Here is a 12343-nt window from a genome sequence, read left to right as displayed (position 1 = left end):
GGGACGTCTTCGACTACGCCGCGTTACCGAACACTTCCCGCTCGGAGTCGAACCGGTCGTCGAACCGGAGACACGAGATGTGGTGGTCGTCGCCCACCTCGTAGGCGTCCGGCTCGTGCGTCGAGCAGGGCGAGGTGAACGCGTCCTCCAGCGCCGTCGCCGCCGAGGACAGATCCTCGTCGCGGAGCAGGTCGATCGCCTCCGAGACCGCGCGTTCCGCGTCGTCGTCCGACAGGCTCTCCGGGAGGTCGAACTCGGTGCGGACCATCCGACCGAACTCCTCGCGCGACGCGTCCGCCGGGTCGATGCGCGACCCCTCCACGTCGCTTTCGAGCTCCGCCGTCACCGACCCGACGGAGTCCGACTCCCGCGCCCGGAGTTTCAGGTCCATGATCGACCGCCACGTCTCCTGTGGAAGGTCGTAGTCGGCGTCGCGGATCACCTTCGGACACCGGGTGTGGAACCGACAGCCCGACGGCGGATTCAACGGGGAGGGGACGGTGCCGGACAGGAAGATCTGTTCGCCCTCCCAGAGCGGGTCCGGCTCGGGGATCGCGGAGAGGAGCGCCTCCGAGTACGGGTGGTACGGCGGTTCGAACACCTCCTCCGTCGGCGCGATCTCGGCCACCTCGCCGAGGTACATGACCGCGATCCGGTCGGAGATGTGTTCGACGACGCTGAGGTCGTGGGCGATGAACACGTACGAGAGACCGAACTCCTCTTGCAGGTTCTCCATGAGGTTGAGGATCTGCGCTTGAACGCTCACGTCGAGCGCCGACACCGGCTCGTCGCAGACGATCACCTCGGGGTCGACGGCGAGCGCGCGGGCGATACCGATCCGCTGCCGCTGGCCGCCGGAGAACTCGTGCGGGTAGCGGTTCGCGTGGCTCGGGTTCAGCCCGACGGTTTCGAGCAGTTCGTAGATCCGCTCTTTCCGCGCTTCCCCGGACGCGATGTCGTGGATGTCGAGCGGCTCCCCGATGATGTCGCCGACGGTCAGACGGGGATTCAGGCTGGAGAACGGGTCCTGGAAGATGTACTGGACGTCCTTCCGGAGGTTTCGGAGATCCGAGCTGGACAGGTCCGTGATGTCTTCGCCCTTGTAGTAGACGGAGCCGCCCGTCGGCTCGATCAGGCGAAGCATGCTCCGGCCGAGCGTCGTCTTCCCGCACCCGGACTCGCCGACGACGCCGAGCGTCTCGCCCTCGTGGAGTTCGAGGTCGACGCCGTCGACCGCCTTCACCCACTGCGACCGACCGAGCAGCTTGTCGACGAACCCGCCGGTGGAGTCGTAGTACTTCTCTAACCCCTCGACGCGGAGGATCGGCTCGGCGCTACTCATCGCGATCACCCTCGACGTACCCCGCGGCGGCGCCGTCCGCCGGACCGGTCGTCTCGACGGAGTAGGTGAGCCCCTGCGAGAGACCCTCCGTGTACTCGAGACAGGCGGCGGAGTGTTCGGTGTCGAGCGTGGCCTCCGCGCCCGATTCGACGTCGGTGAGCGGCGGCTCCTTCCGCGTACACTTCTCCTCGGCGAACGGACAGCGCGGGTGGAAGCTACACCCGGAGGGAAGCTCGACGAGGTCCGGCATCACGCCGGGGATCGTCTGGAGCCGCTCTCGCTTGTCGTTGACGCGAGGGATAGAGCTCATCAGTCCGACCGTGTACGGGTGTTTGGGGTCGTAGTACAGCTCCTCGACCGGTGCCTTTTCGACCGGTTTCCCGGCGTACATCACCATGACGCGGTCACAGACCTCGGCGATGACGCCGAGGTCGTGGGTGATGAGCTGGATCGCCGTGTCGAACTCGTCGGCCAGATCTCTGAGTTCGTCGAGGATCTGCGCTTCGATCGTCACGTCGAGCGCGGTCGTCGGCTCGTCCGCGACGATCAGATCGGGATCGCACGACAGGGCCATCGCGATGATCGCCCGCTGTTGCATCCCGCCGGAGAACTCGTGCGGGTAGTCGGAGAACCGCTCTTCGGCCTCCGGAATACCGACGCGATCGAGCAGCTGGATCGTTCGGGCCTTCGCCTCCTTGCTGGTGTAGTCCAGGTGGTGTTCGATCGCCTCCGCGATCTGGCCGCCGACCGTGTACACCGGATTGAGCGCCGTCTGCGCGTCCTGGAAGATCATCGAGATCTCGTTGCCGCGGATCGAGCGGATCTCCGACTCGGACATCTCCAGCAGGTCCTCGCCTTTGAACAGGATCTCGCCGCTCTCGATCTGGCCGGGGCTGTCGATCAGTCGCAACACGGAGAGCGCGGTGACGCTTTTGCCCGCTCCGCTCTCGCCGACCACGCCGAACTTCTCGCCCCGCTCGATGCGGTACGAGAGGTCGTCGACGGCGGTCACCACGCCTTCTTGCGTGTAGAAGCGGACGGTGAGATCCTTCACTTCGAGCAGCGCCATCAGTCCTCACCCCCGCGGCCGACACCCGTCTGCTGTGCGTCCAGTGCGTCGTTGATACCGTCACCGATCATGTTCATTGACATCACGAAGATGAAGATGGCCGCACCGGGATACACCGTCGCCCACCACGGGATCTGGCCGCCCGGTCCCTGGATCAGCGTCGACCGCGTGGCGTTCAACATCGTTCCCCACTCGGCCGAACTGGGGTCCAGCCCGAGTCCGAGGAACCCGAGCGCAGCGACGCCGATGACGACGCTTCCGATGTTGAGCGACGCCAGAACGATGAGCGGCGGCATCGCGTTCGGGGCGATGTGTCTGAACACCACCGAGCGGTCGCGCGCACCGAGCGCTTTCGCCGCCAGCACGTACTCGTTCTCCTTGATCTTCAGCACTTCACCTCTGACGAGACGACCGTATCCCGCCCAGCCGAAGAGGCTGAACGCCAAGACGAGCTGCCAGTAGCCGCCGCCGAGGATGGCGACGATGATGAGCGCCAGGATGAGTCCGGGGAACGCGAAGATGGTGTCGACGATTCGCATCATCAGTTCGTCGACGTTGCCGCCGTAGTACCCCGAGATGGAGCCGTAGATCAGACCGAACGACGCCGTGAGTCCGACGACGATGAAGCCGATCGAGAGGCTGTACCGACCGCCGACGAGGAGCCGCGAGAACAGGTCGCGGCCGGAGCCGTCGACGCCCATCGGATACTGCCACGACGGCGGGTCGTACACGTTCACGCTCGGGTCGACCCCCAAGTACAGGATCGTCGTGGGGTCGTACGGGGCCAGCGAGAACGGCTGGACGACCACGCCGAACACCTCGATGGGACGCGCGAAGAACGCCGCCAGCGCCATCACGACGACGACGACGAGCGCGCCGATCGCGGAGCGATTCCGCTTGAACTTCCGGAAGCCGCGCCGCCAGCGACCGACCGTTTCGCCGCTCGATTCGTCGGTCCAGTCGGACATCGGCTCTCGGTCTCTGACGCGGTCCGAATCGAATCCGGAGATGCGGATCCGGCCGCGTTCGTCGTGGGTGTGTCGATCAGTCATATCGGATCCTCGGGTCAAGCGCCGCGTACACGATGTCAGCAACGAGGTTCGCGAGAATGACGAAGAACCCGGTAAAGAGGGTGATCGCCATGACGACGTTGATCTCCCGCTGGTTGATAGCGTTGATGAACTCCCGTCCGAGTCCCGGCCAGTTGAACACGACTTCCACGACGACCGACCCGGCCACGATGGATGCCGTGAGCGTCGCCGCGAGCGTGACGACCGAGATCAGGGAGTTCCGCAGTACGTGTTTGAGAATCACCGTCCGCTCGGGGAGTCCCTTCGCGCGGGCCGCGGTGACGTACTCCTTGTTCAGTTCCTCCGTCATCGAGGTGCGCATCACGCGCATGATGCTAGCCGCCGAAGCGGTCCCGATAGTGATGCCCGGGAGGATCAGATACCACAGCATCTCCGGGGAGAGAAGCGACTGCCTCGAAGGCGCAAGCACCGGGAACAGACCCAGGTACAGCGAGAATATCAGGATCAAGATCAAGCCGAGCCAGAAGTTCGGGATCGAGATCCCGGACAGCGCGAGGAAGCGGCTGATGGTGTCTCCGAGCTGGTTTTTGTTGACCGCCGCGTAGATCCCAGCTGGAATGGCGATGACGAGCGCGAACGCCCACCCGAAGAGACCGAGCGCGATGGTCTCCGGGAGCCGCCGCCACACGATAGCGGAGACTTCACGGCCCGTCTGGAGTTCCTGACCGAAGTCGCCGACGAGCACGTTCGAAATCCAGTCCAGGTACTGTTCCCAGACGGGACCGGAAAGCCCCCAGCGCTGGCGGAGCGCGGCCTCTTCGGCCGCTGTCACGTCCGGGTTCAATGCGACGAGTCGGGTGACCGGGTCGCCGGGAGTCAGGTGGAACATCCCGAACGTGATCACCGATACCCCGAACATGATCGGGATTATCGACAGCGTTCGTTTCAGTATGAAACGTTGGAGGCTCATCGTTGCGTGGTTATCGTGGCGAGTTCAGTTGTCAGTAGACGTAATGACGTCATTTGTGTGATCGGAAACGGGATGTCCGCGGAACGCCTCAGTTGTCCGCGGCGACCTGCTCGAGCAGCTCTTCGGCGCGTTCGACGTTGTACTCGTTCGTCGGCCGAAGCTCTTCCTCTAAGGCCTCGGCGTCGGCGGTCCCGCTTCCCTGTGCCAGCTCGGGGATAGGCGTCCACGCCGGACGCCCGTAGCCGCTGAACACGTTCTCGACGATCCGTTCGCGCGGGATCAGGTGGTTGATCGCCTGCCGGAGCCGAGCGTCGTCGAACGGCGCGACGTTGACCGGGTACTGGATGTACTCGTAGCCGCCGGTCTCGATCTCGTAGAGGAGGAACTCCTCCGAGGAGTCGAACTGGTCGAGCGTCGAGGTGTTCAGCCCGTAGGTGGAGTCGATCTCCCCGTTCTGGAGCGCCCCGGAACGGGTGGAGTTGTCGGGGACGATGTCGATCTCGAAGGCGTCGATGACCGGACCGTCCGGGAACTCGTCGGAGCCGTCGAACCAGCTGAACGCCTCGCTAACGCCCTTCTGCTCGGTCCAGTAGTTGTCGAACTTCGTGACCTCGTAGTACTGGGCGTCCTCGAACTCGGAGAACTCGTAGGGACCCGTCCCGATGGGGGTGTTGCCCTGACGCGGGTCGATGTTGCCCTTCTCGACCTCCTCGATCTGCGTGGCGTTGAGAATGAGCAGCGCGGGGAGCGAGCGCTCGGCCTCGGCGTCAGCGACCTGAGCGTAGATGTCGACGGTGTACTCGTCGACCTGCGTCACGGTCAGCACCGAGTCGAACGTCTGCGGGGCGAGCACGGAGTTCTCGGCGTACTCGTAGGTCGCGACCACGTCCTCCGCGGTGAGCTCGTCGCCGTTGTGGAACTCGACGCCCTGCTGGAGGTTGTACCGGTACTGCATCCCGTAGGTCCCGTCCTCGGCCGCCTCGGTGGCGTCGTCGGGGAGCAGCACGCGGACCTCGTCGTCCTCGGCGGGGCTGTCCTCCGGGTGCTGGACGATGACCTGCTCGTCCGTGTCTATCGCGCCCTCCTCGGTCGTCCCGACCGCCGACATGTAGTCCGCGTACGCGGTTCGGTCGACGTCGGTCGTGTCCAGCAGCTCGTAGCTCTCGGCGAGCCACGGGTGGATGTTACCCTGCTTGTCGTTGGCGACAAGTCCCTCGTAGATGAAGTTCTGCGCCAGCGTCGACGTCGTGTCGCTGCTGTGCGGCGGGTCGAACGACTCGACGTTCGCGGAGATCGCCATGGACAGCGTGCCGCCCTCGGAGAGGTCCGAGAGGTCGGAGTCGCCCGCAGCGTTGTCGCGGTCGATCCACATGACCTGCTCTTCCTGCGGCGCGAACATGTTGTAGCTGTACAGTCCGCCTTGGAAGGGCCACATGTCGAAGCCGTGGAGGTCCGTGTTGGAGACGGAAGTGGCGAGACCGAAGTGAGTGATCGAGCTGTAGCGCTCGTCCGCGAGGTAGTTCCAGACCTCGTCGTACCGCTCTGCGCGGAGTTCGGGATCCTGAGCGACATCGACACCGTACCGCGCGGAGTCCATCATGTCGTCCAGCTCGGAGTCGCTGATCCCGTTGAGGTTACAACACGCGCCGATGTTGCTGGAGTGGTGGAGGGCGTTACAGAAGCTCCCGGGGTTGAACGTGCCGGAAAGGCCGATACAGGGAACGTACCCGTTGTTCTGGTACTCGGGGTTGAGCACGCGGCCGACGTACGTGTTCCACTCGTACGTCTCGACCGTCGTGTTGAAGTAGCCGGTCTGCTCCATCGACTCGGCGATGAGCTCGACCATCTGAAGCCGGTCGCTGTTGTCGGCGTTGACTTCGAGCTGAACGTCGAGGGGGAAGAGGTCTCCACCGTCGCCGCCGTCACCGCCATCGCCGCCGTCACTGCCGTCGCCGCCGTCACTGCCGTCGCCGCCGTCGGATTGGCCGCCACACCCGGCCAGGCTGGCTGCTCCAGCCGCCCCGATGGTGGCGATAACGTTACGTCGATTTATAGTTTGGTTGTTATCGGATGCGTTGTGCCGACTTGGCATACCACATCCTACAACTGATTACTATAATATGTTACGATACGCTGAGGGAGGGCGTTTAGAACGTATTATTGGACGAAAACTAAGTTATTCGTCGAAATGTACGAGGTGTTACAAAGTATAGAACAGCAAGCCGACAAGGAAAAATGAATAATCATTATAGAATAAAAGTGTGTTTAGATCTTGAAATCATGAATCTGTCGAGTAAGTGCCAGTCCGAACCCGATCCGCCACAGATATGACGGGATGTTGAGAAGAGTCCGCTCAGGATCTGACGTTCGGCGTGGTTCGCAGGCGTGAGCCGAGAGACGAGTCATCTGCGTCGGCGCTCGGTCTGGTCGACCGTGGCTCCGAGCAGCGTTCACTCCGCCGCCGACGCGAGCGTCGCCGGGTCGACCCGGCGCGGCTCCGGAACGTTCGTATCCGCCGGAGCCACGGCCACGTCGCCGCGGGACTCCTCGTCTCCGTCGTCCGCCTCGCGACCGGCGCTCGAAGGAGCGAGGACCGCGGTCCCGTCGACCGAAAGCGGGGCGACGAGGCCGCACGCGACGGCCGCCGCGTCCGAGAACGGACGCCGGAGGACCACGCGCGTCTCCCCGTCCAAGTCGGCCTCGTCGACGGCGGCGGCCGCGATCGAACACAGTTCGCGGTGGCTGAACTCGCGACCCGGCCCGACGATAGCGGTGTCGGCGGGATCGACGTCGCTCGGCGGGGTTCCCGGGTTCTCGCTCCACAGCTCCTGCTCCCAGTGAGTCGTGTCGGGGCGGTCGGGCGCTCCCCCGAACGCAGCGAGGTTCGTCCCGGGCGCCGGATCGAGGGCCGCCGCGGTCGAGACCGGGGGGAGCACGACGCGGTTGCCCGCCTCGATCCCCGCTTCCGGGTCGAACCGAACGGGGGCGCCGACGGCGGCGGCGCCGAGGAACGCGAGCGTCGTGTGAAACCCCGGCGTCGGGTCGACGGCGACGGTCGCGCCCGTGCGGACGCCGAGGTAGCGGAGCACGTTCGCCGCCTTGTAGCCGTTCGTGATCAGGTCGTGGTGGGTTCGCTCCCGGCCGTCCGGCGTGACGAGCGCCGCGTCGCGGCTGCGCCGGTCGCGAGCGAGCAGGTCGCCGACGAGGTCCATGCGCGGCTCTCGGAGCGCGCGGGCCTTAACGCTGCGGCGTCGCCCGTCGAGGGTCGAGAAACAGATCCGGCGGCGTCGGCGCCGACGCTCAGGGCGCGCCGGCGATGACCATCTTCGAGCCGGCGTCAGGGTGCGCCGGCGATGACCATCTTCGAGCCGTCCGCCGAGAAGGCGAGGTCGCGCGTGGACCCGGGGTCGACGCGGACCGCGTCGCCGGGGGCGAGGTCGACGTCGTCCCCGGCGACGGTGAGCGTCGCCTCGCCGTGGAGCAGCACGTACACCTCCTCGTGGTGGGCGTCGCCGTGGTCGTGCTCCATCCCCTCCCAGCCGTCGTCGGCCTCGACGACGGTCACGCCGAGGTTCTCGCAGTCGAGCGCCTCACGGAGGAAGTACATCCCGGGAGCGCGCGGTTCGACGTCGTCGTAGGCCGTCGTGTCGTAGCCCATGTCTCGGTGGACGGGCCGGAGGGCGGAAAAGCTACGGGCCGCGGAAGCCGAGACTCCGCAGTCGGAGACGCGCGACCGGTGGCGGAGACGCCGGTCAGAACGAGCTTTTCAGCTTCTCGAAGAAGCCGCCGCCGACGTCGATGTCCTCGCCGCCGGCCTCGGCGAACGCCTCCAGCGCCTCGCGCTGTTCGTCGTTGAGCGACTCGGGGACGACGACCGCGACCTGAACGTAGAGGTCGCCGCGCCCGCGACGACGGAGCCGGGGCATTCCCTTCCCCTGAAGCCGGAACGTCTCGCCGCTCTGGGTGCCGGCGGGAACGTCCATCTCGACGCTGCCGTCGACCGTCTCCACCTCGACGGTGTCGCCGAAGACGGCCTGCGGGAACGAGACCGCCTCGTTGACGCGGAGGTCGTCGCCGTCGCGCTCGAACCGGTCGCCGACGTCGACGTCGACCTCGATGAGCAGGTCGCCCTTCGGGCCGCCGTTCTCGCCGGGGGCGCCCTCGCGCTCCATCCGGAGGCTCTGTCCGGAGCGGATTCCCGCCGGAATCTCGACCGAGAGCGTCGCCTCCTCGCGGACGACGCCGTCGCCGCCGCAGTCGGAACAGTCCTCGCTGTACAGCTCGCCCTCGCCCTCGCAGCGGGGACACGTCGACGTCTGCTGGACGCGCCCGAGCGGCGTCTGCTGGACCTGCTGGACCTGCCCGCGACCGTTACACTGCGGGCAGGTCTCCACGTCGGCGTCGGGCGGGTGCCCCGCGCCGTCGCAGGTGGCGCACTCGGTCGGCCGCGTGAGCGTGACCTCCTTGGTCGCGCCCTCGAACGCCGCTTCGAGGTCGATCGTCAGTCCCGTCTTGAGGTCGCGGCCCTGTCGCGGTCGGTTGCCGCCACCGCCGCCGCGGCCGCGACCGCCACCGCCGAAGAACTGGTTGAAGATGTCCTCGAAGCCGCCGGCGCCCCCGGCACCGCCCGCGCCGCCGAAGGGACCGCCGGCGCCGCCCGGACCGCCGCCGGTCGCGCCGCGCTTGTCGGCCTCGGTGAACCGGTCGTGACCCATCTGGTCGTACTGCTTCCGCTTCTGCTCGTCGGTGAGCACCTCCTTGGCCTTCTGGATCTTCTTGAACCGCTCCTCGGCGTCGTCGTCGTCGCTGACGTCGGGGTGGTGTTCGGCGGCCTGCTTGCGGTACGCCTTCTTGATCTCCTCCTCGCTGGCGTCCCGCGACACGCCGAGGACGTCGTAGAAATCTTCGCTCATGCGTTGTTCGTTGTTGAGTCGTTCGTGGTTGGGTCGTGTTAAACGGCCCGTCCGAAGGCGAGCGGGTCGGCGTTACTCGTCGTCGTCGTCCACGTCCTCGAAGTCGGCGTCGACGTACTCCTCGTCGTCCGTGTCGGCGCCGGGACCGGCACCGCCGGGGCCCGCTGCCCCTCCGGGACCGCCGGCGCCGCCCATCCCGCCCATGCCGCCGGGACCGGCGCCGCCCGCGCCGCCCGGACCGGCCTGCGCGGCCTGTCCCTCGTACATCTGCTTGCCGATCTCCTGTAGCTCCTCGGTGAGGGCCTCGGTGGCGGACTCGATCTCGTCGGTGTCGGCGTCCTCGTCTTCGAGCACGTCCTCGACGTCCTCGATGGCCGCCTCGATGTCGGCGACCAGCTCGTCGTCGTCCAGCTCCTCCTCGTTCTCTTCGAGGAGGGTTTCCGCGCGCTGGATCGTCGTCTCGGCCTCGTTGCGGGCCTCGATCCGCTCGCGACGGGCCTCGTCTTCCTCCTTGTGCTTTTCGGCCTCCTCTTGCATCTCCTCGATCTCCTCGTCGGAGAGGCCGACGCCGCCCTCGATGGTGATCGACTCGGCGTTGCCGGAGCCCTGGTCCTCGGCCTCGACGTTGACGATGCCGTTCTCGTCGATGTTGAAGGAGACCTCGATCTGCGGGGTCCCGGCGGGAGCCGGCGGGATGCCGGAGAGCTGGAACGCGCCGAGCAGCTCGTTCTCCTCGGCGATCTCGCGTTCGCCCTGGAAGACGCGGACGTTGACGGAGGTCTGGTTGTCAGCGGCCGTGGTGAACACCTTCGACTCCTCGGTCGGGATCGTGGTGTTCTTCTCGATGAGCCGCTCGAAGAGGCCGCCCTTCACCTCGATCCCGAGCGAGAGCGGAGTCACGTCCAGCAGGACGATGTCGTCCACGTCGCCGGAGAGCACGCCGCCTTGGACCGCCGCGCCGAGCGCGACCGCCTCGTCCGGGTTGACGTTCTTCTTCGGCTCCTGCCCGACCAGCTCCTCGACCTTCTCTTGAACCTGCGGCATCCGGGTGGAGCCGCCGACGAGGATGACCTCGTCGATGTCCGACTTCGAGTAGCCGGCGTCGGAGAGCGCCTGCTCGGTCGGATCGACGGTGCGCCCGATGAGGTCCGACGTGAGGCTCTCGAACGTCGCGCGGGTGACGGACTGTTCGAGGTGGACCGGACCGCTGTCGGTCGCGGTGATGAAGGGGAGGTTGACGGTGGTCTCCTTCTTGTTCGACAGCTCGATCTTCGCCTCCTCGGCGGCGTCTTTTAGCCGCTGGAGCGCCTGCCGGTCGTCGCGGAGGTCGATCCCGTGGTCGTTCTGGAACTCGTCTGCGAGGTGGTCGATGAGCGCCTCGTCCCAGTCGTCGCCGCCGAGGTCGTTGTCCCCGTTCGTGGCGACGACCTCGTAGACGCCGCCGCCCAGATCGAGGACCGACACGTCGAACGTGCCGCCCCCGAGGTCGTACACGAGGACGGTCTGGTCGGACTCGTCGTCGAGCCCGTACGCCATGGAGGCCGCGGTCGGCTCGTTGACGATGCGCTCGACCTCGAAGCCGGCGATCTCGCCGGCGTCCTTCGTCGCCTGGCGCTGCTTGTCGTTGAAGTAGGCGGGGACGGTGATGACCGCCTTCTCGACGTCGTCGCCGAGGTACTCCTCGGCGTCGCGTTTGATCTTCTGGAGGATCATCGCCGAGACCTGCTCCGGCGTGTACTCCTCGTCGCCGATCTCGACGGTGTAGTCGTCCTCGCCCATGTGCCGCTTGATCGACTGGATCGTGCGGTCGGGGTTCTGAACTGCCTGGTTCTTCGCCGGCTTGCCGACGAGCCGTTCGTCGTCGTCGGCGAAGGCGACGACCGACGGAGTGGTTCGGTCGCCTTCCGCGTTGGCGATGATCTCGGGCTCGTCGCCCTCCATCACCGCGAACGCGGAGTTGGTGGTACCGAGGTCGATACCGAGAATTTTGTTGCTCGCCATCTTGCTCACAGGTAGCGGCTTGTTTCGGTTAAAGGTTACTAGACGCTGCCATCCGTGCGGAAGAAAGAAGCCGCCGCAGTCGTGCGGTTTCTCGATCGTGTGAGTCGCTCACATCGGTGTCTTTATACAGATCCGCAAACGCAGCGGCGTTTCGAGACCGGTCGAGACGCGAGCGGCCGCCGGACCACCGCGGCCGCCGACTCGGCTCCCGGCTCAGATGCCGCTGACGAGGTCTTCCAGCACGGCCTCGGGGTCGTCGGCCTTCGCGACGCCGGAGGCCAGCAGGACCCCGGCGGCGCCGAGGTCGCCGGCGGTCGACACGTCCTCGCCGGTCGAGACGCCGGCACCGCAGAACACGTCGACCGCGGGGTCGACGGCCTCAGCGGCCGCGACCGCGTCCTCGACGATCCCGGGGTCGGCGGTGGCGACGGAGACGTCGCCCCCGATCAGTTCCGGGGGTTCGACGGCGACCGCGTCGGGACCGAGCGCGGCGGCGGCGCCGACCTGCGCGGGGTTGTTCGCGCAGACGATCGTTTCGAGGTCGGCACGCTCGGCCGCCCGGACGGAGCCGTCGACGTCCGCGAGCTTCAGCCGCTTCTCGGAGTGGTTGATGAGCGTCCCCTCCGCGCCGTTGTCGCCGACGGCCTCGGCGAGCGTCGACCCCGTGTGCGAGCCGTGCGCGTTCGGCGAGACGTGCTGTGCCCACGTCTCGACGCCGGTGTCCGCGACGCGGGCGATGTCGGCGGCCTGCGGCGAGACCGCGATCCGGGCGCCGGACGCCTCGGCCACGTCGCGGGCCGCGGTCGCGACGTCGATCGGATCGCACGGGTACGCCTTGAGGTTCACCAGAATGAACATACCCTCACTCGGGGGGCGCGGCGCAAATAGCTTCACGCTTCGCGGCGCTCCCCAGACGACCCCTCGTCGTGGCTCCTCGCGAGTTCCGGTTCCGAGGAACCCTCGCGGTCCGGACAGCAGAAACGACCTTATACCCCGCTGCTGTGGGTCCGACAAGGG

10 protein-coding genes are annotated in these 12343 nt (G+C 66.7%); all 10 read right to left on the bottom strand.

What is annotated here, in order from left to right:
• Positions 1–13: 13 nt before the first annotated feature.
• Positions 14–1342: an ABC transporter ATP-binding protein gene (locus J2744_RS09945; protein ID WP_280921415.1), complete on the bottom strand. Its 1329-nt coding sequence runs from the start codon at positions 1340–1342 to the stop codon at positions 14–16.
• Entirely contained in the window at positions 1335–2411 is a 1077-nt protein-coding gene (locus tag J2744_RS09940; protein WP_210113205.1) for an ABC transporter ATP-binding protein, read from the bottom strand. The genes J2744_RS09945 and J2744_RS09940 overlap by 8 nt, the downstream gene beginning before the upstream one ends.
• Positions 2411–3463 (bottom strand): ABC transporter permease, encoded by a 1053-nt coding sequence (locus tag J2744_RS09935; RefSeq protein WP_210113204.1) that lies wholly within the window; start codon positions 3461–3463, stop codon positions 2411–2413. The genes J2744_RS09940 and J2744_RS09935 overlap by 1 nt, the downstream gene beginning before the upstream one ends.
• Positions 3456–4412: an ABC transporter permease gene (locus J2744_RS09930; protein ID WP_245203302.1), complete on the bottom strand. Its 957-nt coding sequence runs from the start codon at positions 4410–4412 to the stop codon at positions 3456–3458. Before J2744_RS09930 ends, J2744_RS09935 begins: the two co-directional genes overlap by 8 nt.
• Before the next feature lie 88 nt (positions 4413–4500).
• Positions 4501–6258 carry an ABC transporter substrate-binding protein gene (locus J2744_RS09925; RefSeq protein ID WP_210113304.1) on the bottom strand — a complete coding sequence of 586 codons (1758 nt, stop codon included), beginning with the start codon at positions 6256–6258 and terminating at the stop codon, positions 4501–4503.
• Positions 6259–6862: 604 nt separating this feature from the next.
• Positions 6863–7624, bottom strand: coding sequence for an acyl-CoA synthetase family protein (locus tag J2744_RS09920; RefSeq protein WP_210113203.1), 762 nt, complete (start codon positions 7622–7624; stop codon positions 6863–6865).
• 125 nt (positions 7625–7749) lie between these two features.
• Positions 7750–8070, bottom strand: a complete 321-nt coding sequence (locus J2744_RS09915) for a cupin domain-containing protein (RefSeq protein ID WP_210113202.1) — start codon at positions 8068–8070, stop codon at positions 7750–7752.
• 94 nt (positions 8071–8164) lie between these two features.
• Positions 8165–9325 carry a molecular chaperone DnaJ gene (gene dnaJ, locus J2744_RS09910; RefSeq protein WP_210113201.1) on the bottom strand — a complete coding sequence of 387 codons (1161 nt, stop codon included), beginning with the start codon at positions 9323–9325 and terminating at the stop codon, positions 8165–8167.
• Positions 9326–9397: 72 nt separating this feature from the next.
• Positions 9398–11326: a molecular chaperone DnaK gene (gene dnaK, locus J2744_RS09905; protein ID WP_210113200.1), complete on the bottom strand. Its 1929-nt coding sequence runs from the start codon at positions 11324–11326 to the stop codon at positions 9398–9400.
• A 213-nt stretch (positions 11327–11539) separates the two neighbouring features.
• A complete protein-coding gene (tpiA, locus tag J2744_RS09900; RefSeq protein WP_210113199.1) occupies positions 11540–12184 on the bottom strand; it encodes a triose-phosphate isomerase in 645 nt (214 codons plus the stop codon).
• Between the last annotated feature and the right edge of the window lie 159 nt (positions 12185–12343).

Source organism: Halorubrum trapanicum (assembly GCF_017873555.1).
GTDB classification, from domain to species: Archaea; Halobacteriota; Halobacteria; order Halobacteriales; family Haloferacaceae; genus Halorubrum; species Halorubrum trapanicum.
The sequence above is the reverse complement of the archived record's forward strand: the minus strand, read 5'-3'. Positions and strand labels throughout refer to the sequence as shown.